Source organism: Streptomyces sp. NPDC088252, from assembly GCF_044740965.1.
In the GTDB taxonomy this organism is placed as follows: domain Bacteria; phylum Actinomycetota; class Actinomycetes; order Streptomycetales; family Streptomycetaceae; genus Streptomyces.
On the sequence record NZ_JBIURS010000002.1, the window covers coordinates 300397 to 319960 of the forward strand.

Consider the following 19564-nt stretch of genomic DNA (forward strand, 5'->3'; position numbering starts at 1 on the left):
CGGCAGCACAGGACTCCGGGCAGCACAACGGCGCCACCGTGTTCAGGTCACGATGGCGCCGTTGTGTGGGGGAGTGACTGAGCGACGTGTAACGACGGGGGATCGCTCAGGCACTGCGGGGGGTGGCGGAGATAGTCTCTGGCTCGAACAGCTGGTGGTCCCGCCGGTCGAGGTTGACGAAGATCATGTCGTACCGGATCGCGCAGCGGACGGGCTGCGGGGCTCCCCGCGGCTTGCGGAGGCACCGGTAGGCGCGTACTTCGTCGTCTTCTTCACGTGCGACAACGATGGGGTCGCCGAACAGAGTGACCATCAGCGAGTCGCCACAGCGGGGGATGGCCGTGACGAGATCGATGAAATGCCAGCCTGATCGGTAGGCCGTGGCCATCTCGCGCCGGAAGGTTCGGTCGTCCGGCGGGATGGTCATGCGCCCGATTGAGTCGGTTCGGACCAGGCGATGTCACCGGGCGCGGCCGCTGCCTCGATGTTCCACGCGATGTCACCCGGGGCGATCCAGGCGATGTCGTCCGGCGCGGAGGCCGGCGTGACCCAGGCGATGTCACCAGGCACAGAGGTCGGTGTGCCCCAGGCGATGTCACCAGGCGCGGGCGCCGCCTCGACGCTCCACGCGATGTCACCCGGCACGGCTGCCGCCTCGGCGTTCCACGCAATGTCGCCGGCACCCACTGCTCCAAGGCCCAAAGCCGCGACGAACGAGGCGGCAAGCACCGAGCGAAGCACTCGCTTATACATAGTCAGCTTCGTCCTCACTTGTGGATTCTTCTCCCCCGCACCTAAGACGATGTCTCACCTGGGCGCGCTAACACCACCGAGTCAATGCATCATGTTCTTGCATGTTCAGGAACCTGGGGGGTGAAGGTATGACCACAAGAGACACAAAACAGGCACATCCTCATGCGATCACCGAACTGTGCGACGCCGGAAAACACCTCTACGCCAGCGCACTTCGCTCCGGTCGCATCGCTCGCAGCGAAGTGGACTCCGCGCCCTGCCTGATGGACTTCACGCTCCTGCACCCGGACCCCGACGACTCCGACTGGCTCCGTCCGGTCCCGCCGTCCGCCGCCCTGGCGCAGCGCCTTCACCCCATAGAGCGCGAGATCCAGGAACGCCGACGGCACTCCGTCGAACTGGCCGAAGCATTCGAACCGTTCATGGACATCAGCGCCCAGGACCCGACGACGACCCACGCCATCACGGTGCTGGAGGGGGTCAACCGGATCAACGCGGCACTGGATCTCGCCACTGCCGAGTGCCGCACCGAAGTCCTCACCGTCCAACCCGGGGGCGGGCGGAGCGAGGACCGCCTCAGCGAGGCCCTGGAACGAGGCCTCTCGGTGGTGGACCGCGGTGTCAGCATCCGCACGCTCTACCAGCACACGGCCCGGCACAGCCCTGGAACCCTTGCCTACGCGGAACGTCTGGCCGAGGGCAAGGTCGAGATCCGGACCCTCGAAGAACTCATAGAGCGCCTCATCATCTTCGACCGGACGGTCGCCTTCATCCCGGCTCAGGACGACCGCCAAGTCGCCCTGGAACTGCGCCACCCCGGGCTGGTCGAGTATCTGGTGAAGGTATTCGAGCAGTTGTGGACCCGCGCGCAGCCACTCCTCGAAGAGATCAAGTACGAACAGGCGCCCAAGGGCATCAGCGGAGTCCAGCGCTCCATCGCCCAGCTCCTCGTCGAGGGAAACGTCGACGACTCCATCGCCCGTCGCCTCGGGATGAACGTACGCACCTGCCGCGCGCACATCGCCAAACTGAATGCCGCACTCGGCAGCGGCAGCCGCACCCAACTCGGTTACCTCATCGCGCAGTCGGGAATCCTGGACCACGACACGGATCGCGACGCACTCTGACGCCCTCCGTGAGTCGGGGGCGCGGACACGGGCGAGGCCCGCCACCCGTTCTCCACCGGGTGGCGGGCCTCGCGCGTCGTGCGGGTGCGTCGAGCCCGCTCAGTCCTTCGGCCGCTTCGGCCGCCAGACCACCAACGCGCTGGTCTGCTGCACGTCCTGATACGGCACCAGGTCGCGGCGGTACGAGGCATGCACCTGGGCCTCGCGCTGCTGCATGGCCACCGCCGCCCCGTCCACGGCCGCCGAGAGTTCGGCGACGCGCTGCTGGAGCGCCGCGACCTGGTTCTCCAGTTCGATGATGCGCTTGATGCCGGCGAGGTTGATGCCCTCGTCCTGCGACAGCTGCTGCACGGTACGCAACAGCTCGATGTCGCGGGCCGAGTAGCGCCTGCCACGCCCGGCCGTGCGGTCGGGGGAGACCAGACCGAGACGGTCGTACTGGCGCAGTGTCTGCGGATGGAGGCCCGAGAGCTGGGCCGCGATCGAGATCACGTACACCGGTGATTCATCGGTCAGTTCGTACGGATTGCGTCGTCGGCCGTCCACCTCAAGCTCCCTTCGCTGCCTGGAACAGCTCCGCCCGCGGGTCGTGGCCCGCGGTCGCCTTGCGGTAGGCCTCCAGTGCGTCCCTGGCCTCGGCGTTGAGGTCCCTGGGCACCGTCACCTCGACGGTGACCAGCAGGTCGCCCCTGGTGCCGTCCTTGCGTACGGCGCCCTTGCCGCGGGCGCGCATCGTGCGCCCGTTGGGGGTGCCGGCCGGCAGTTTCAGAGTGACCGGCGGACCGCCGAGCGTGGGCACCTTCACCTCGCCGCCGAGCGCCGCCTCCGTGAAGTCGACGGGCACGGTGACCGTGAGGTTGTCGCCCTTGCGGCCGAAGACCGGGTGGGCGTCGACATGGACCACGACGTACAGATCGCCGGCCGGTCCACCGCGCTCGCCCGGACCGCCCTTTCCGCGCAGCCGGATCCGCTGGCCGTCCGAGACGCCCGCCGGAATCCTGACCTGCATGGTCCGGGAGGACTTCGCCCGTCCGCTGCCCTTGCAGACGTCGCAGGGGTCCTGGGCGATGAGGCCCCGGCCCTTGCAGTCCACGCAGGGATCGGTGAGCGAGAAACCGCCGCCGGTGCCGCGCGACACCTGGCCGGTACCGAGACAGGTCGGGCAGACCCTGGGGGTGCCGTTCTTGTCACCGGTGCCGGAGCACGCCTTGCAGGGCGCCTGGCTGGACATCCGCAACGGGACCGTGGCCCCGTCGACCGCCTCGGTGAAGCTGAGCGTCACCTCGGACTCGATGTCCTGGCCGCGGCGCGGCTGCACCCGCGTCCCCGTGCCGCCCCGGTTGAAAAGGCCGCCGAAGACATCGCCCAGACCGCCGCCGCCGAAGCCACCGGCGCCGCCTCCCGAGCCCCCGCCCTGGGCCCCTCCGAAGAGGTCGCCCAGGTCGAAGTTGAAGTTGCCGCCGGCGCCCCCGGGTCCGGCCCTGAAGCCGCCGTTGCCGAAGAGGGCGCGCGCCTCGTCGTACTCCTTGCGCTTCTTGGTGTCACCGAGGATGTCGTTCGCCTCGGAGATCTCCTTGAAGCGCTCCTCCGCCTTGTCGTCGCCCTTGTTGGCGTCCGGGTGGAACTCGCGGGCGAGCTTCCGGTACGCCTTCTTGATCTCGGCGTCGGTGGCGTCCTTGGGGACGCCGAGGACCTTGTAGTAGTCCTTCTCGACGAAGTCCTTCGTGCTCATCGACGTCCCTCCTTCCGGACGATCGGCCATGCGACCGGCCCGGTGGGCGGTCGCATGGCCGGGCGGTGGGCCGCGAGGTGGTCAGACGGGATGTCAGACCTCCTCGGTGCCACCGCTCTCCTCGTCGGTTGCCTTCTCTTCCTTGGCTGCCGCACCCGGCTGGGGTTCGGCCACCGCCACCCGCGCGGGGCGGATGGTGCGTTCGCCGATCCGATACCCCGGCTGCAGGATCGCCACGCAGGTCGTCTCGGTGACATCCGGCGCGTACGAGTGCATCAGGGCTTCATGGATCGTCGGGTCGAAGGGCTCGCCCTCCTTGCCGAACTGCTGCAGGCCCAGCTTGGCGACGACCGTCTCCAGTGATTCGGCCACCGACTTGAACCCGCCCACGAGCTCGCCGTGATCGCGGGCCCGGCCGACGTCGTCGAGCACGGGCAGGAGCTCGGACAGGAGACCCGCTACGGCGATCTCCTTGACCGTGGCCCGGTCCCGCTCGACGCGGCGGCGGTAGTTCTGGTACTCGGCCTGGAGCCGCTGGAGGTCGCCCGTGCGCTCGCTGAGCGCGGTGCGGACCTGGTCCAGCTGGGCCGTCAGGCCGACTGTCTGTGCTGCGTCCCCGTCCGGGGACGCCTCCTCCTCCGGAGAGGAAGCGGCGTCCTTCGGCTCGGCTCCGCCGGGGGTGGCGCCGGAGGGGACGTCGGGCTTCTCCTCGAAGCCCGGAGTCTCCTCGGTCACACCGCACCGCCCTTCGCGTCCTTCTCGTCGTCCACGATCTCGGCGTCGACGACATCGTCGTCGGCCTTGGCCTGCTGGGCGCCCGGCTGCTGGTCGCCCTCGGCCTGGGCGTTGGCGTACATCGCCTGGCCCAGCTTCTGGGAGACGGCCGCGACCTTCTCGGTGGCCGTGCGGATCTCGGCGGTGTCGTCGCCCTTGAGCTTCTCCTTCAGCTCGGTGAGCGCGGTCTCCACCTCCGTCTTCACGTCACCGGGGACCTTGTCCTCGTTGTCCTTGAGGAACTTCTCCGTCTGGTAGACGAGCTGCTCGCCCTGGTTGCGCGACTCGGCGGCCTCGCGGCGGGCGTGGTCCTCCTCGGCGTACTTCTCGGCCTCTTCACGCATCCGGTTGACCTCGTCCTTGGGCAGCGAGGAGCCGCCGGTGACGGTCATCTTCTGCTCCTTGCCGGTGCCGAGGTCCTTGGCGGCGACGTGCATGATGCCGTTCGCGTCGATGTCGAACGCGACCTCGATCTGCGGGACGCCGCGCGGGGCGGGCGGCAGGCCGGTCAGCTCGAACATCCCGAGCTTCTTGTTGTACGCCGCGATCTCGCGCTCGCCCTGGTAGACCTGGATCTGCACGGACGGCTGGTTGTCCTCGGCCGTCGTGAAGATCTCGGAGCGCTTGGTCGGGATCGTGGTGTTGCGCTCGATGAGCTTCGTCATGATGCCGCCCTTGGTCTCGATGCCGAGGGACAGCGGGGTGACGTCGAGCAGCAGGACGTCCTTGACCTCGCCCTTGAGGACACCGGCCTGGAGCGAGGCACCGATGGCGACGACCTCGTCCGGGTTCACACCCTTGTTGGCCTCCTGGCCACCGGTCAGCTCCTTGACGAGCTCGGCGACGGCCGGCATGCGGGTCGAGCCACCGACGAGCACGACGTGGTCGATCTCGGAGAGCTGGATGCCCGCGTCCTTGACGACGTTGTGGAACGGGGTCTTGCACCGCTCCAGCAGGTCGGCGGTCAGCTGCTGGAACTGCGAGCGCGTGAGCTTCTCGTCCAGGTGCAGCGGGCCCTCGGCGGACGCCGTGATGTAGGGCAGGTTGATCGTGGTCTCCGTCGAGGACGAGAGCTCGATCTTCGCCTTCTCCGCGGCCTCGCGCAGACGCTGGAGAGCCATCTTGTCCTTGGACAGGTCCACGCCGTGGCCGTTGGCGAACTGCTTCACCAGGTAGTCGACGACGCGCTGGTCCCAGTCGTCACCACCGAGGTGGTTGTCACCGTTGGTGGCCTTCACCTCGACGACGCCGTCGCCGATCTCCAGCAGCGACACGTCGAACGTGCCGCCACCGAGGTCGAAGACGAGGATCGTCTGGTCGTCCTTGTCGAGCCCGTACGCCAGCGCGGCGGCGGTCGGCTCGTTGACGATGCGCAGGACGTTCAGGCCGGCGATCTCGCCGGCCTCCTTCGTCGCCTGACGCTCGGAGTCGTTGAAGTACGCGGGGACGGTGATGACCGCGTCGGTCACCTTCTCGCCCAGGTAGGACTCGGCGTCCCGCTTCAGCTTCTGCAGGATGAAGGCGCTCATCTGCTGCGGGTTGAAGCTCTTGCCGTCCAGGTCGATCTTCCAGTCAGTGCCCATGTGGCGCTTGACGGAGCGGATGGTCCTGTCGACGTTGGTCACCGCCTGGCGCTTGGCGACCTCGCCGACCAGCACCTCGCCGTTCTTCGCGAAGGCGACGACGGACGGCGTGGTCCTGGCGCCCTCTGCGTTGGTGATGACGGTGGGCTCGCCGCCTTCGAGAACGCTGACGACGGAGTTAGTCGTGCCCAGGTCGATGCCGACCGCACGTGCCATTTCAATTCCTCCAGCTTGACTACTTGAGTGGAACTGACTCAAGGATGCATGACGCCCGTCCCAGTGTCAACAGACTTGAGTCGAGTCGACTCAACTATCGTGCATGCACCTGACGCGCGGCGGATGATCCCGGACGACACCGGCTCCCTCGCGGGCCGGGAAACCCGCCCCCATCATCGCGTCGTGGGATCGTTCTGTCACAAATTGCCGTGAGCCACACAAAACCGGCACTCGATCCACCCCACCCCAGGCAGGCGCGAACGATGCAGAGACAGAGACAGGGCCGGCCGATGGACCGTTCCATGGGCCGCATCCCGGCACGCGCCGCGGCACGCCTGCCGGGCCACCTGTCCGACCGCGGGCCGGGCCGCATGTCGGCGTACCTGCGGGCCCACGCGACCGCCCGCACCCCGGCGGGCACGCCGGTTCTCCCGCCGGGCCTCCTGTCGGCCCTCTCGTCGGCCCGCATGCGCCTGCGACAGCAGGAGTGGCCGTCGGCCAAGCGCGTACTGGATCTGACCCTCGGCTCGATCCTGCTGACTCTCGCCGCCCCCCTGCTCGCCGCGGGCGCCCTCGCCCTCGCCGCACGACGCCCCTCCGGCGGGGTACTGACCCGCTCACCCCGGATCGGCCTGGGCGGTCACCTCTTCGTACTGCGCTCGCTGCGCACCCGCCGGCTGCGGCTGGACCTGCTCTCCCGGCTGCCGCACGTCGTAAGGGGAGAGCTGTCCCTGGTCGGCCCCGAACCCCTGACGCCGGACGAGGCCCGAGCCGGGACAGCCGGACCCGCCGGACCCGCCGAGGCCGCCGAGGCCACCGACTCCGCCGACCCCTGCGGACCCACAGCCACAACCACCGCCACCACGGAGCCCCCGGGAACCGTCACCGTCCCCGCCGCGAGAGACTGGCGGCAGGAACTGAGACCGGGCCTCACCGGCCTGGCACAGGTACGCTCCCGCTCCGGCATGCCGTGGGACGAACCCGCCCTGCTCGACCAGCACTACGCCGAGCACCACTGGGTGGGACTCGACCTCGCCATCCTGGCGAGAGCCGTACACACTCCGCTGCACCGGGCGGTCCGCGGACTCACCCGACGCGGCAAGGCACACCTGAGCGACACAGATCACCGCCGGTCCGGCTACAGCGCGGCGGAATAAGTGGATAGTGTCAGCACAGACTGATTAAGTTACTGCTTAGTAGTCCCAGTGTCCGCAGACGCTGGATCCCACCCTCGCAGGCCCGAGGAGCCCCCAAATGCAACTCGCCGCGATCATCGTGTCGCTGGTGCTGACTGTGGTCGGCGTTGCGCTCATCGCCCGAGCCGTCGCGCAGATCTACCGGTTCGTCACGCTCGGACAGCCGGTCCCGGCGGGCAGCCGCACCGACAACCCGAAGCAGCGCACGATCACCCTGGTCAAGGAGTTCCTCGGCCACACCCGGATGAACCGGTGGGGGATCGTCGGCTTCGCGCACTGGTTCGTCGCCATCGGCTTCCTGACGCTGCCGCCGACGCTGCTCCAGGCGTACGGGCAGCTCTTCAAGGCCGACTGGGTCCTGCCGATCATCGGCAACTGGCTGCCGTTCGAGATGTACACCGAGTTCATCGGCCTGATGACGACGGTCGGCATCCTCGTGCTGATCGCCATCCGGCTGCTGAACCTGCCCTCCCGGGCCGGCCGCAAGTCCCGCTTCACGGGTTCCAAGGCGTGGCAGGCGTACTTCGTCGAGTACGTCATCCTCATCATCGGCCTGGCGATCCTGACCCTGCGCGGCCTCGAGGGCGCGATCCACCACGTCGGGGGCTACGAGGCCGCGTACTTCATCTCGTACCCGCTGGTCCTCGCCTTCAAGGGCCTCGCGCTCGGCACGCTGCAGAACCTCATCTACTTCGTCGCGTTGATCAAGATCGGCACTTCGCTGATCTGGATGATCACCGTCTCGCTCAACACCAACATGGGTGTCGCCTGGCACCGCTTCCTCGGCTTCCCGAACATCTGGTTCAAACGGAACGCGGACGGCGCGGTCGCGCTCGGCGCCCTCCAGCCCATGACCTCCGGCGGCAAGGAGATCGACTTCGAGGACCCGGGCGAGGACGACGTCTTCGGTGTCTCCCAGGTCGAGCAGTTCTCCTGGAAGGGCATCCTCGACTTCTCCACGTGCACGGAGTGCGGTCGCTGCCAGTCGCAGTGCCCGGCCTGGAACACGGGCAAGCCGCTCTCCCCGAAGCTCCTGATCATGTCGCTGCGCGACCACGCGCACGCCAAGGCCCCGTATCTGCTGGCCGGCGGCGGCAAGGACATGGAGGGCAACGAGAAGGCGTCCGAGGAGCAGCTGAAGGACGTCCCGGCCGCGGCCCTGGCGGAGGCCGAGCGCCCGCTGATCGGCACGGTCGAGGAGAACGGCGTCATCGACCCGGACGTGCTGTGGTCCTGCACCACCTGCGGTGCGTGTGTGGAGCAGTGCCCGGTCGACATCGAGCACATCGACCACATCGTCGACATGCGCCGCTACCAGGTGATGATCGAGTCCGCGTTCCCGTCCGAGGCGGGCACCATGCTCAAGAACCTGGAGAAGAAGGGCAACCCCTGGGGGCTGGCCAAGAAGCAGCGCGTCGAGTGGACCAAGGAGGTCGACTTCGAGGTCCCGATCGTCGGCAAGGACGTCGAGGACCTGTCCGAGATCGACTACCTGTACTGGGTCGGCTGCGCGGGCGCGCTCGAAGACCGGGCCAAGAAGACCACGAAGGCCTTCGCGGAACTCCTCCACATCGCGGGCGTCAAGTTCGCGATCATGGGCGGCGACGAGAAGTGCACCGGTGACTCGGCCCGCCGCCTGGGCAACGAGCCGCTGTTCCAGCAGCTCGGCCAGGAGAACGTGGCCATGCTGAACATGGCGTTCGGCGAGGACGACGAGGACGACTCGACGAAGAAGGCGAAGGCCGCGAAGAAGATCGTCGCGACCTGCCCGCACTGCTTCAACACGATCGCCAACGAGTACCCGCAGCTCGGCGGCGAGTACGAGGTCATCCACCACACCCAGCTGCTCCAGCACCTCATCGACGAGGGCAGGCTGACCCCGGTGACCCCGGTCGAGGGCCTGATCACGTACCACGACCCCTGCTACCTGGGCCGTCACAACAAGATCTACACCCCGCCGCGCGAGATCATCGCGAAGGTCCCGGGCCTCAGGAACGAGGAGATGCACCGCCACAAGGAGCGCGGCTTCTGCTGCGGTGCCGGTGGTGCCCGGATGTGGATGGAGGAGCGGATCGGCAAGCGCATCAACAACGAGCGCGTCGACGAGGCCCTGTCCCTGAACCCCGACATCGTCTCCACCGCCTGCCCGTTCTGCCTGGTCATGCTGACCGACTCGGTCAACGGCAAGAAGAACGACGGCAAGGCGAAGGAGTCGGTCCAGGTGGTCGACGTGTCGCAGCTGCTGCTGGACTCCGTGAAGACTCCGGCCGACCCGGCCGGCGAGACGGAGTCGGCGGACGCACCGGAGCCGGAGCCGGTGAAGTAGCTCGGGCTGTCGTGCGACAGAAGCGGCCGGACCTGCCTCGGGGGCAGGACCGGCCGCTTCTGTCTTGCGTACCGCGTCGCACGTGGGGCAGCCCCCAGGGTTCCCCTAGGGGATGTCACAGCTCGGCCGCAATGGCGGGCAGGTTCCCCGGGCCCTCTCACCGCACCCACGCGGACCGGGTACGTTCGATGACGTGGCTGGATTCAGGATCGGACGCGGCCGGGACAACCGCACCCCGCAACAAGGGCAACAGCAACCGCGGCAGCAGCCGTACGGCACACAGGCACCACCGCCGTACGGGCAGCAGCCCTGGCCGCCGACGGGAGGCGACGGCGCCCCGCCCCCGTACGACAACGGTGGACGCCACGGCGGCCACAACGGCGGCTACGGGAACGGCAACGGCTACAACGGTGGCGGCCACGGGGAGCCGGAGTACTTCGGCGACCCGTACCAACAGCCCCACCACCCCCACGGGTCCCCCCGGCAGGGCGACCCGTACGCCAACTCCCCCGGCCACACCCAGGCGTTCAGCATCGGTGAGGACCCGTACGGCGACGCCAACACCTACCGTGCCGGCCAGGCCCCCGCCCAGCCCGCAGGCCCGCGACTGCCGTGGAAGGACCTGCTGAGCGGCATCGTGCTGCGCCCGGGACCGACGTTCTGGCAGATGCGCGACTACCCGGTCTGGGGCCCGGCGCTCATCGTCACGTTCCTGTACGGCCTGCTCGCCCTCTTCGGCTTCGACCAGGCCCGGGACGACGCGATCCACGCGACGATCTCCACCGCGGTCCCCTACGTCGTCATCACGGGCATCGGCTTCGTCATCGGCGGTCTGGTCCTCGGCGCGGTCACGCACACCCTGGCCCGCCAGCTCGGGGGCGACGGCTCCTGGCAGCCGACCGTGGGCCTCTCCATGCTGATCATGTCGATCACGGACGCGCCCCGCCTGATATTCGCCCTCTTCCTCGGGGGCGAGAACTCCCTGGTCCAGATCCTCGGCTGGATCACCTGGCTGGCCTCGGCCGCGCTCTTCACCTCGATGGTGAGCAAATCGCACGACCTGCCGTGGCCGAAGGCGCTGGGCGCCTCCGCGATCCAGCTGATCGCGCTGCTGTCGATCATCAAGCTCGGCACGATCTGACGGTCCCGCCAGCGGGAAACCGGTCCCGTCCGCGGACAGACAGAACCCGGACAGAAAACCCCCGGCGCTTGTGCGCCGGGGGTTTCTTGTGCGCCGGGGGTCTTCAGTCCGTCCATCCGTCCTCACGACCGACACCCGTCGCGCACCGGCCGGAGTGGCATCACGCACCCGTACCGTCGGGCCACGGTCCATCGGGCATCACGCACGCGCGGTGTTTCGCGCGTCAGGCGTCGAGAACCTGCCCGCTGCGTCGCACGACGGGCTTCTCCACGCTCCACGGGAAATTGATCCAGCGATCGGTCTTCTTCCACACGTACTCGCACTTCACGAGCGAATGCGACTTCTCGTAGATGACCGCGCTGCGCACCTCCGCAACATGATCGATGCAGAAATCGCGCACCAGCTTCAGCGTCTTCCCGGTGTCGGCGACATCGTCGGCGATCAGGACCTTCTTGTCCGAGAAGTCGATGACGTTCGGCACGGGCGCCAGCATGACCGGCATTTCCAGGGTGGTGCCCACACCGGTGTAGAACTCCACATTCACCAGATGAATGTTCTTGCAGTCCAGGGCGTAGGCGAGCCCACCCGCGACGAACACCCCGCCCCGCGCGATGCTCAGCACGACATCGGGCTCGAACCCGTCGTCGGCCACGGCCTGCGCCAGCTCACGCACGGCATGGCCGAAGCCGTCGTACGTCAGATTCTCCCGCACCTCAACACTCATCGGGCATCACACCTGCGTCCGGTGGAAGTTCATGAACGACCGCGACGCGGTCGGCCCGCGCTGGCCCTGATAACGCGATCCGTACCGCTCGGAGCCGTACGGGAACTCCGAGGGCGAACTCAGCCGGAACATGCACAGCTGCCCGATCTTCATCCCCGGCCACAGCTTTATGGGCAGCGTCGCGAGATTCGACAGCTCCAGGGTCACGTGACCGGAGAAACCGGGGTCGATGAACCCGGCGGTCGAATGCGTCACCAGACCGAGCCGGCCCAGCGAACTCTTCCCCTCCAGCCGCGACGCAAGATCGTCGGGAAGCGAAATGACCTCGTACGTCGAAGCGAGCACGAACTCACCGGGGTGCAGAATGAACGCCTCGTCCCCGTCCGGCTCGACCATGCGCGTCAGATCGGCCTGCTCGACGGCTGGGTCGATATGCGGATAGCGGTGGTTCTCGAACACCCGGAAATAGCGGTCGAGCCGCACATCGATGCTGGAGGGCTGCACCATCGATGCGTCGAACGGATCAATGCGAACACGTCCGGCGTCGATCTCGGCCCGGATGTCCTTGTCTGAGAGAAGCACGCCCCGAGGATACGCAGAACGCGCGGGCCCGCCCCAATCCGGGACCGCCCCGCGCGCCCGACACCGCCGCTACCGCTCCTCGAACACCACGGGCACGGCATGCCGCAACCGCGCACAACGAGGACAGCGAATGAGCCGCCCGGGACCGATCCGCCCGGACCCGAGCTGCTGCATCGGGAACGAAGCGGTAGCGAAAACGTGCCCTTCGGCACAGCGGACGACGGTGCGCTCCATGGAGTCCATCAAGTCCCTTCCCCAACAAGCCTTGGACGAGAAAGCCACATTAGGGGATGAACAGGACGCCACTCCAGGCGGCACTCCGACCACCCACGCTACGCCCTCAACTCCCGCCCACAGCAACCGCATCCACCCTCCCCCACAACAAAAGGGCCCCACGGCTCGAACGCCGGGGACCTGGCATGGGGTACAGTGTGTGACGATACGCAGCGGATCGATCGGTGCGTTACGCGGGTGTAGTTTAATGGTAGAACATGAGCTTCCCAAGCTCAGAGCGCGAGTTCGATTCTCGTCACCCGCTCCATGAAAAAGCCCCAGGCCAGCGGCCGGGGGCTTCTTTGTTGTCTGGACCAGTTCAAGCGTCCCGCACCAGATCCGCACCAGAAGGCTTCTCCTTGGCCCTCTCGCGGGCGGCGCGCACGAAGTCGTTCAGTCCGCTCGCGACCTCCTGCTGTCGCTCAAGATCCGAGTGCTGGTAGATCAGCGCGGCCTTCTCCGACGACTGGCCGGCCCGGACCATCGTGTCCTTGAGTGTGGCCCCGGACCGCGTGGCCAGGGTGTGCCCGGTGTGACGAAGGTCGTAGAAACGAAAGCCGTCCGGCATGCCGACGAGCGCGCGAGCCCTGCGCCATTTCCGCCCGAAGGTAGACCGCCGGAACGGCTTGCCCTTCTCCCCCACGAACAGAAGTCCGTCCGGCCCCTTTTCCGCGTACCAGTCGAGGTGACGCCGGAGGTCTGTCCGGAGAAAGGCCGGCAGGACCACGATCCGCTTGCCCGCTTCCGACTTGGTATCGCCGGGAGCACGGCGACCGGTGGTCAGCTCGGGCGCGGCCATGCGTACCCGGATGGTCATCTCGTCCAGGTCCACGTCCTTGCGGCGCAGCTCCGCTTGTTCCTCTGGCCGAAGAGGCCCGTACGCGCCGAGGAAGACCATCAGTCGCCAGCGAGGGCCGAGAGCGTTGGCGAGCGCGTCGACCCGGGCGACGGTGGCGATCTGGCGTTCTGCGGACGACTCCTTTCCGGCGCCCCTGATGCGGCAGGGGTTCCGGCGGATCAGCTCGTCATCGACTGCGGTTTCCATGATGGCCTTGAGCAGCCGGTACGACTTGGCCACGGTCGTGGCTGCCCCGGTGGACGACAGTCGCTCGGTTCGCCAGGTGCGTACACGGGGCGCGGTGATCTCGTCGAGGTCCAGGCCCTCGAAGGTGGGCAGGATATGGAGCCGCAGGAGTCGGCGGTACAGCTCGTCAGTGGTGGCGGAGAGGCCACGTTCGTCCACCCACTGGAGGGCGTACTCCTTGAAGTTCACCGCACCGGCGTCCGGGTCCTGCCAGTTCCCACGCGTGAGATCGGCCTCGATCTGGGAGAGCCAGACCTCAGCGTCCTTCTTGGTCTCGAAGGTCTCGGGCGCGCGGAACTCCTGCCCGTCCGGTCCCAGGTAGCTCGCGGTCCAGCGGCCGGACCGGTACTGACGCACAGCACCGAACCGCCGACGACTTCCCTTCGCGTTCCCCATCAGGCGGCCCTTCCGTAGCGGGTCCGACGACGACGGACGGGCTGAACGGTGTTCCCCTCGATGTACGCCACGAGGACGCTCTCCTTGATGCGCACGTGACTGCCGACCTTGACGAAGGCGATCCGACGTTCGGCGATGAGGCGGCGAGGAAAGCGTGCGGTGGTGCCGAGGCGTTCGGCAGCTTGATCGACGGTGAGCAGGAGGTCAGTCACGACCGGTCTCCTTCCAGGGCGGCGAGGGCGTCGCGGGCGGTTTCTCGGTTGAGTTGCAGGTCTCTGGCGATCGAGGCGGCGAGAACGGACTCGCCGGGGCTGTGGCCCTGTCCGGCGTAGCGCCAGTCCGTGAGGACGAGGACGGTCGAGTCCTGATCCGGGTCGGGCAGGCCGAGTTCTTCGCGTTGCTGGGCGGCGCGGTAGTCGGCGCGGATCTGGCGGAGGGCGCCGAGGGTGGTCGAGTAGCGGCGAGACTTGCTGGAGAAGTGGCCGCGGAAGCCGAGCATGTGCGCCCAGGCCCTCAGCCGCCGGTCGGGGTAGAGCGCATCGAGGTCGAAGCAGGCTTCGATGAGTCGGCGCGGGTGGTCGGGTACGTCGAGGAGGACCAGGGCCTCGCGGTTGCCGACCCGGCGGTCGACGGTGCCGGTCGTCTCGGCGGCCTTGGTCGCGTACTTGGCGACGTAGGAGGCGACCGCCTGTTCGGTGATGTCGGTACCGGCGTCGAAGGCTCGGATGGGGCGGATGTCGAGCTGGGTGCCCCAGCGGAGCGGGCGGGCGGGTTGGCCGGCGGCGGCCGGGACGGTGATGGTCGTGTACGAGTGCACGACGGCCGCCCGGATGGAGTCGCTGAGCAGCTGCACGGAGGCCCAGGAGGGCGGCGGGCTGTCGGCCCCGTCCGGACCGTCGAGGCGTACGACGGCATGGAAGTGGACGGCCCCGCGCTTCTGGAACTCGGCGACCTTGCCGTACGAGACCCGTGCCACTTCCTTGAGTTCGCGTTGGGTGAGCCCGGCGCGGGCGGCGATCTCCCGGCGGAGGCGGTTGGTGAAGCGCTGCCACAGGTCCCCGGCGTGGTTATTGAAGAGGACCGCGCCCGCGTAGTCGTACGAGTCGGGGTCGAGCGGGGTGCCGAGAGCATCGTCGTCCGGCCCGTGGGCGGTGCCGCAGCGGCAGCGACCGGAGTCGGGGCGGTTGTGGACCGGCCCGAAGGACGGGGCGGTGAGCGTGGCGAAGACGCGGGGATGGTCGCGGACGGTGGAGGGGACGTCCTTGTCCTGGTCGCCCGCAAGTCCGGCGCGGATCAGGTGGTACGTGTCGGCGGAGTAGGTCCAGGCGCAGGCCGGGCAACGCGAGGCACGACGGTTGCCGCAGGCGACGCGGAGGCGTCCACCGGGCTCCGTACTGGTGGAGTAGCGGTGCAGCGTCTCGCCGGTGGCCTTGTCCTTGGTGAGCGTCCAGCCGGACAGGTGGATGGGGTTGGAGCAGCCACCGGTGCGGCGGATCTGGTCGCGCCAGCGGTCGAAGCCGGTGGCCCCGGCCACCCGCAGCAGATCGCCGAGGGTGGCCGGGTCCAGGCCCGCGAGGGTCGCGGTGTCTGTCACGCGTGCTCCCGCTGGGCGACCGGGGCCGGGGCGGCGGCGCGGGTGGAGCCGGTACCCCGGCAGCGGCGGCAGGTAACCAGAAGGGTGGCGCGAGTGCCGTCGTCGAGGAGCGTGCCGGTGTCGATGGCGACGGCGGGGAAGCCGTCGCAGTCCGGGCAGATACGCGTCGGGGCAGGGCTGTGCTGGGCCATGATGGTGGTCCTTTCGATTGCGGTTGGAAGGGGCCGGACCGTCCGGGCGGCGGCGATGCTTGGCGGCTTGTGCGCCGCCCGGAGGCCGGTCAGTGCTGGATCAGCGGGAGAGCGGACGGGTACCGCGTCGACCGGCCGTTCCCTTGGCCGCGTACATCGCGGAGTCAGCGGCGGCGAGCGCGTCGGAGAGACTGCGGACCGGCAGGTCCGTCACGTGGCAGGAGCCGACCGACACGGAGACCGGGAGCCGCTGCCCGGCGTGGACGACGGGCTGACGCAGGACCCGGTGGAGGCTCTCCAGGTCCGGGGTTCGGCGGGCGATGGCGACGAACTCGTCTCCCCCGAGGCGTCCGGCGATGCCGTGACGGCCACACCAGGTGGCGAGGCGTTCGGCGGTGACGGCCAGGGCGACGTCCCCGGCGGCGTGGCCGTGGGAGTCGTTGAGGTTCTTGAAGTCGTCCACGTCGAGCAGGAGGACGACCGCGTCCCGGTGCCGGCGGATGACTCGCTCGGCAAGTGCCGTCCATCCGGCGCGAGTACGAAGGCCGGTAAGCGGGTCCCGGCGGGCGGTGGCGAGCCGGTGGGTGAGCAGGGTGGTGTGCGAGGCCCAGCCGATGAGCGGTAAGGCGAGGGCGAGCGCTTGGGTGTCCACGGTTCTCCTTCGATGCGGTTGGAAGGGGTTGCGTGGGCCATCCGGGCGGTGGCGATGCTTGGCGGCTTGTGGCACCGCCCGGAGGCCGGTCAGCGGTGGAATTCCTGGCGGAGCATGCGCACGAGGACCAGGAGCACGACGCCGCTGATGGACAGCGCGAGCGCGGTGACGGCGACGGCCAGCAGCATCGAGGTGACGACCGCACCGACCGCGACGACCCCGGTGACGGCGACGACGGGGTTGGCGCGAGCGATGTCGACGACTCCGCGCCGGACGGGCACGGGCTCGGTGGCCGGCCGTTCGGTGTGCTCGGTCGGCACCGGGAGCGGTGCGGATGTGTGGCTCGTGACGGCGAAGGTGTGGGTGTCGGAGTGCGGGTACCTGGGCTTGAACACGGCGGTTCTCCTTTCTGGGCCGGTTACTTGCTGAAGCTGTCTATGGCAGGTGCGAGGAAGCTGTCCGCGAGGAGGTAGCCGCCGAAGAGCAGGACGGCGACCAGCCACATGGGCGGGCGGACGAGCTTGATGCCGAGTGCGCCGACGACGATCAGAGCGAGCCAGAGCGGGACGTTCATGACGTGATCTCCTCGGAAGTCAGCGGGCGTTGCAGCGGTGGGTGCGGGCGGCGAGTTCGGCCGAGGCGCGGTTGAGGTAGTCGGCGGACCAGTCGCAGCCGGGGGCGGTGCAGGCGGCGGCGTGGGCGTCGCGGCCGTGGCGGTCGCGGTGGGTGCCGATCTGGACGGGGCCGATGCGGTCGACGTTCCAGAAGCGGTTGCGGGCCATGGAGTTCACCTCCTTTCAGGCGAGTTGGGCGGCGATGGCGTCGGCCATCGGAGCGGGAACGCCGAGGCGAGCGCGCAGGGTGTCTGTGTCGATGGCGTGGCCGGTCGTGGCGTGGTGGGTGTCGGCGAGCTTTCGGGCGTGGGCGATCAGGGCCGGGGGCACGGACGGAGCCGCAGGAAGAGCGGGCGCTGTGGCGGCCGGTGCGATCTCGTCCGGCTCCTGGTGGGACGGCTCGGGTGCGGTGGGCAGATCGCGTGCCGGGGCGGGGCGGACCGGTTGCTCAGGCTCGGCTTCAGGTTCGGCGTCCCGGACCGGGGCCGGTTCGTCGTTCTGCACAGTCGGAGCCGGTGAATGGGCCAGGAGCGTTCCGCCGAGGAATGCGAGTGCCGGCCACCCGGCGACGAGGATGCGGAGCCAGTTGGGAACGTCCGCCAGGTCGAGCAGCCCGGCGGTGGCGATGTTCGCCCCGAGGGACGCGGCGAGCGCGACGGCGAACCAGATCCACGCGGCCCGCCGGGGCGAGTCGGTGTTCCGCAGGCTGCAAAGCCGGTGCCAGGCAGCAACGAGCAGCAGGTCGACGGAGATCGGGTAGGCCCACGCCTTCCAGCCGTTCTGTCCGGCGGCCTGGGCCAGGTCGTGAAGGTGGGAGAAGGACAGAGCACCGGCGATCACGGCTTGAACGAGTACGGCATCCAGGCGGAACGATGACCGCATGACAGGTCCTCCTTTCAGGATTGCGAGCGTCGGTGGTCAGTCCTTGTCGGGGACCAGGGCGTACGAGACCGGGGCACCCTGCGGGCGGAAGGCGGCGAGGCCGGGAAGGTCCGGGGTGAGCCGGGCGTGCTCGGCACAGGCGGCAACGGCCTGGTCGAGCGAGAGAAGAGGGCTGCGGACGATGGACCAGCCACCGGAGGAGTCACCGGCAACCGCCGTCCCGCGCTGGTCGGGGCCGATCGCAGTGGCCGCCATGACGGCGAGCGGACTGATGTCGCCGAGCGCCATCTTGGCGGTGGTCTCGTCGTTGACCCGGTGCGAGATACGGCCGGTGAGCTGAGCTCGAAGTGCTGTTGCGCCCTTGCCGAGTTCGGCCCCGAAGCGCTGCCCGCAGATTTCGAGGTAGATACCGGCGGCCCGGCCGAGCTGGGCGATGCGAACGAGCTGAGTCACCATCCGGTCCCGCCGCTTCTCATCGGCTGCGGTGGACGCGAGGAAGAGTTCCGCCACCTCGTCCACGAACAGCACCAGGGGCACCGGTCGCAGGTCATCGGGGAGGCCCCAGATGTCCGAGCTGATTCCTTCGGGACCCGTGCCGGGGGCGAACTGCTGGATGGTCCGGATCAGCTCGTACCGGTCGGTCATCTCCGCCACCAAGGCGTCGAGCAGTTCCGCGGCTTCCTCCGGGGTGCAGGCAAGCGCGGAGAGGCGGCGGGAGAACGGTGCGAGTTCTACACCCCACTTGCAATCGATACCGACCAGCGCCACCGGCTGTGAGGCGAGTCCTGCGATCAGCCCACGCAGGTACACCGACTTGCCCGACTCGGTTGCCCCCATGACGAGTTCGTGAGCGATGGCCCGGAAGTCACGGAAGTGCGGGAGGCCGTCAGCCCGTAAGGACACGGGCACACGCAGCAGTTCGGGCTTCCCGGTGTCCGGCATCACGACCCGCCGGAGCACGTCGTATCCGATGACCCGAAGCTGAAGCCATCCAGGCCGCAGGGGAGACATGTGGACCGCATAGGCCCGCCAGGAGTGGCGGAGCCGTTCGCCCGCCGTCTCGAAGTCCCTGACTTCCTGGCCCGGCCTCATCCGTATCCGCAGAACCAGCCCGTTCGCGTTGATCCGGACGCGGGTGACACGGGGCAGCATGCGGGACGGCGTCCGCCGAGTTGCCGCAGCGATCGTCAGCCGGATGCGGGAAGGCGGTTCGTCCAGCCCACACGCTTCCATCACGGACCGGTAGGTGATCGCGATGCGGAGCAGCTTGGCGGGGGCGGCGAAGACGACCCAGAACCAGGCGGGCCGCAGACGGCGCAGGAACAGCAGGCCCACGGCTATCAGCAGCAGGGTGACTAACGCGGTGATCTGTCCGCCGGTCAAGGGTCAGCCCGCCAGCGAGGTCACAGCGGCGGCGCGGAAGGAAATCCCGTGCCGCTTCTGACCGTTGAACTCGTTCTCCCACGGCCGGGCCACCAGCGAGGTCAGCGCCACCGGGGTACCCGTGGCCAGCTCACCGGAGATGTCCGCCTCCGGGACGGTAACCGAGACGACCTCAGCGTTGCCGTTCGCGACGAACAGGACGTCGACGGTCATCAGGGTGCCGCCGCTCTCCGGGTCGACCGCGACGACGCCGGCCTTCTTGTCCCGCATCTTCGTCGTGGGCGGCTGGGCCACCATCACGGTCACACCGGTCATGTCGACGGGGATCACACGCACAGAGA

At 68.6% G+C, this 19564-nt stretch carries 23 protein-coding genes and 1 tRNA gene; 5 read left to right on the plus strand and 19 right to left on the minus strand.

The window, feature by feature from the left end; genetic code table 11:
* Positions 1-106 precede the first annotated feature (106 nt).
* Positions 107-427, minus strand: a complete 321-nt coding sequence (locus tag ACIOHC_RS05105; protein ID WP_093899390.1) for a (2Fe-2S)-binding protein — start codon at positions 425-427, stop codon at positions 107-109.
* Complete coding sequence (locus tag ACIOHC_RS05110) at positions 424-771, minus strand: 5'-nucleotidase (protein WP_351071590.1); 348 nt, start codon at positions 769-771, stop codon at positions 424-426. The genes ACIOHC_RS05105 and ACIOHC_RS05110 overlap by 4 nt, the downstream gene beginning before the upstream one ends.
* Before the next feature lie 83 nt (positions 772-854).
* On the opposite strand from ACIOHC_RS05110, the gene ACIOHC_RS05115 reads away from it, so the two are divergent.
* On the plus strand, positions 855-1880 hold the full coding sequence (locus ACIOHC_RS05115; RefSeq protein ID WP_401841469.1) for a helix-turn-helix transcriptional regulator: 1026 nt from the start codon (positions 855-857) through the stop codon (positions 1878-1880).
* 99 nt (positions 1881-1979) lie between these two features.
* Here the strand turns inward: ACIOHC_RS05115 and ACIOHC_RS05120 are convergent, their stop codons facing one another.
* From ACIOHC_RS05120 to dnaK, 4 genes are all read right to left on the minus strand, one after another.
* A complete protein-coding gene (locus ACIOHC_RS05120; RefSeq protein ID WP_093899393.1) occupies positions 1980-2426 on the minus strand; it encodes a heat shock protein transcriptional repressor HspR in 447 nt (148 codons plus the stop codon).
* A 1-nt stretch (position 2427) separates the two neighbouring features.
* Complete coding sequence (dnaJ, locus tag ACIOHC_RS05125; protein WP_351071596.1) at positions 2428-3612, minus strand: molecular chaperone DnaJ; 1185 nt, start codon at positions 3610-3612, stop codon at positions 2428-2430.
* A gap of 93 nt (positions 3613-3705) precedes the next feature.
* The gene (grpE, locus tag ACIOHC_RS05130; RefSeq protein ID WP_351071598.1) at positions 3706-4347 is read right to left on the minus strand and encodes a nucleotide exchange factor GrpE; all 642 of its coding nucleotides are present in this window, start codon (positions 4345-4347) and stop codon (positions 3706-3708) included.
* A complete protein-coding gene (gene dnaK / locus ACIOHC_RS05135) occupies positions 4344-6185 on the minus strand; it encodes a molecular chaperone DnaK (protein WP_365691472.1) in 1842 nt (613 codons plus the stop codon). Before dnaK ends, grpE begins: the two co-directional genes overlap by 4 nt.
* A 467-nt stretch (positions 6186-6652) precedes the next feature.
* On the opposite strand from dnaK, the gene ACIOHC_RS05140 reads away from it, so the two are divergent.
* From ACIOHC_RS05140 to ACIOHC_RS05150, 3 genes are all read left to right on the plus strand, one after another.
* Positions 6653-7342: a sugar transferase gene (locus ACIOHC_RS05140; protein WP_401841756.1), complete on the plus strand. Its 690-nt coding sequence runs from the start codon at positions 6653-6655 to the stop codon at positions 7340-7342.
* Between the two features lie 97 nt (positions 7343-7439).
* The gene (locus tag ACIOHC_RS05145) at positions 7440-9707 is read left to right on the plus strand and encodes a (Fe-S)-binding protein (protein ID WP_351071603.1); all 2268 of its coding nucleotides are present in this window, start codon (positions 7440-7442) and stop codon (positions 9705-9707) included.
* Positions 9708-9900: 193 nt separating this feature from the next.
* A complete protein-coding gene (locus ACIOHC_RS05150) occupies positions 9901-10848 on the plus strand; it encodes a Yip1 family protein (RefSeq protein WP_351071606.1) in 948 nt (315 codons plus the stop codon).
* Positions 10849-11071: 223 nt separating this feature from the next.
* On the opposite strand, the gene ACIOHC_RS05155 is transcribed toward ACIOHC_RS05150, so the two are convergent.
* Together ACIOHC_RS05155 and dcd are read right to left on the minus strand one after the other, a co-directional pair.
* Entirely contained in the window at positions 11072-11572 is a 501-nt protein-coding gene (locus tag ACIOHC_RS05155) for a phosphoribosyltransferase (protein WP_351071609.1), read from the minus strand.
* Positions 11573-11578: 6 nt separating this feature from the next.
* Positions 11579-12154 carry a dCTP deaminase gene (dcd, locus tag ACIOHC_RS05160; protein WP_072487843.1) on the minus strand — a complete coding sequence of 192 codons (576 nt, stop codon included), beginning with the start codon at positions 12152-12154 and terminating at the stop codon, positions 11579-11581.
* A 467-nt stretch (positions 12155-12621) separates the two neighbouring features.
* Between dcd and ACIOHC_RS05165 the strand changes: the two genes are divergently transcribed.
* Positions 12622-12695, plus strand: a tRNA-Gly gene (locus ACIOHC_RS05165).
* Between the two features lie 51 nt (positions 12696-12746).
* On the opposite strand, the gene ACIOHC_RS05170 is transcribed toward ACIOHC_RS05165, so the two are convergent.
* The 11 genes from ACIOHC_RS05170 to ACIOHC_RS05220 form a co-directional block, all read right to left on the minus strand.
* The gene (locus ACIOHC_RS05170; protein WP_401841474.1) at positions 12747-13907 is read right to left on the minus strand and encodes a tyrosine-type recombinase/integrase; all 1161 of its coding nucleotides are present in this window, start codon (positions 13905-13907) and stop codon (positions 12747-12749) included.
* Positions 13907-14119 (minus strand): excisionase family DNA-binding protein, encoded by a 213-nt coding sequence (locus ACIOHC_RS05175; RefSeq protein ID WP_401841476.1) that lies wholly within the window; start codon positions 14117-14119, stop codon positions 13907-13909. Before ACIOHC_RS05175 ends, ACIOHC_RS05170 begins: the two co-directional genes overlap by 1 nt.
* Positions 14116-15501, minus strand: a complete 1386-nt coding sequence (gene repSA, locus ACIOHC_RS05180) for a replication initiator protein RepSA (protein ID WP_401841479.1) — start codon at positions 15499-15501, stop codon at positions 14116-14118. The genes ACIOHC_RS05175 and repSA overlap by 4 nt, the downstream gene beginning before the upstream one ends.
* Entirely contained in the window at positions 15498-15692 is a 195-nt protein-coding gene (locus ACIOHC_RS05185) for a hypothetical protein (protein WP_401841481.1), read from the minus strand. Before ACIOHC_RS05185 ends, repSA begins: the two co-directional genes overlap by 4 nt.
* Before the next feature lie 100 nt (positions 15693-15792).
* Positions 15793-16344 carry a GGDEF domain-containing protein gene (locus tag ACIOHC_RS05190; RefSeq protein ID WP_401841484.1) on the minus strand — a complete coding sequence of 184 codons (552 nt, stop codon included), beginning with the start codon at positions 16342-16344 and terminating at the stop codon, positions 15793-15795.
* Positions 16345-16433: 89 nt separating this feature from the next.
* Positions 16434-16739: a SpdD-like protein gene (locus tag ACIOHC_RS05195; protein WP_401841487.1), complete on the minus strand. Its 306-nt coding sequence runs from the start codon at positions 16737-16739 to the stop codon at positions 16434-16436.
* A 23-nt stretch (positions 16740-16762) separates the two neighbouring features.
* Positions 16763-16918 carry a hypothetical protein gene (locus ACIOHC_RS05200; RefSeq protein ID WP_401841488.1) on the minus strand — a complete coding sequence of 52 codons (156 nt, stop codon included), beginning with the start codon at positions 16916-16918 and terminating at the stop codon, positions 16763-16765.
* 19 nt (positions 16919-16937) lie between these two features.
* Complete coding sequence (locus ACIOHC_RS05205) at positions 16938-17126, minus strand: mobile element transfer protein (protein WP_376687911.1); 189 nt, start codon at positions 17124-17126, stop codon at positions 16938-16940.
* A 15-nt stretch (positions 17127-17141) separates the two neighbouring features.
* Positions 17142-17840 carry a DUF2637 domain-containing protein gene (locus tag ACIOHC_RS05210; RefSeq protein WP_401841491.1) on the minus strand — a complete coding sequence of 233 codons (699 nt, stop codon included), beginning with the start codon at positions 17838-17840 and terminating at the stop codon, positions 17142-17144.
* 36 nt (positions 17841-17876) lie between these two features.
* Positions 17877-19223 (minus strand): FtsK/SpoIIIE domain-containing protein, encoded by a 1347-nt coding sequence (locus ACIOHC_RS05215; protein WP_401841493.1) that lies wholly within the window; start codon positions 19221-19223, stop codon positions 17877-17879.
* Between the two features lie 3 nt (positions 19224-19226).
* Positions 19227-19559, minus strand: coding sequence for a hypothetical protein (locus ACIOHC_RS05220; RefSeq protein WP_401841494.1), 333 nt, complete (start codon positions 19557-19559; stop codon positions 19227-19229).
* Positions 19560-19564 lie beyond the last annotated feature (5 nt).

Excerpts from the sequence above, each read along its gene's own strand:
- ACIOHC_RS05115 (WP_401841469.1), top strand. The coding sequence starts at position 855 with ATGTTCAGGAACCTGGGGGGTGAAGGTATGACCACAAGAGACACAAAA.
- ACIOHC_RS05105 (WP_093899390.1), bottom strand. The coding sequence starts at position 427 with ATGACCATCCCGCCGGACGACCGAACCTTCCGGCGCGAGATGGCCACG.
- ACIOHC_RS05145 (WP_351071603.1), top strand. The coding sequence starts at position 7,440 with ATGCAACTCGCCGCGATCATCGTGTCGCTGGTGCTGACTGTGGTCGGC.
- ACIOHC_RS05155 (WP_351071609.1), bottom strand. The coding sequence starts at position 11,572 with ATGAGTGTTGAGGTGCGGGAGAATCTGACGTACGACGGCTTCGGCCAT.
- ACIOHC_RS05140 (WP_401841756.1), top strand. The coding sequence starts at position 6,653 with ATGCGCCTGCGACAGCAGGAGTGGCCGTCGGCCAAGCGCGTACTGGAT.
- ACIOHC_RS05205 (WP_376687911.1), bottom strand. The coding sequence starts at position 17,126 with ATGGCCCGCAACCGCTTCTGGAACGTCGACCGCATCGGCCCCGTCCAG.
- dnaJ (WP_351071596.1), bottom strand. The coding sequence starts at position 3,612 with ATGAGCACGAAGGACTTCGTCGAGAAGGACTACTACAAGGTCCTCGGC.
- dnaK (WP_365691472.1), bottom strand. The coding sequence starts at position 6,185 with ATGGCACGTGCGGTCGGCATCGACCTGGGCACGACTAACTCCGTCGTC.
- ACIOHC_RS05210 (WP_401841491.1), bottom strand. The coding sequence starts at position 17,840 with ATGCGGTCATCGTTCCGCCTGGATGCCGTACTCGTTCAAGCCGTGATC.
- ACIOHC_RS05170 (WP_401841474.1), bottom strand. The coding sequence starts at position 13,907 with ATGGGGAACGCGAAGGGAAGTCGTCGGCGGTTCGGTGCTGTGCGTCAG.
- ACIOHC_RS05185 (WP_401841481.1), bottom strand. The coding sequence starts at position 15,692 with ATGGCCCAGCACAGCCCTGCCCCGACGCGTATCTGCCCGGACTGCGAC.
- ACIOHC_RS05200 (WP_401841488.1), bottom strand. The coding sequence starts at position 16,918 with ATGAACGTCCCGCTCTGGCTCGCTCTGATCGTCGTCGGCGCACTCGGC.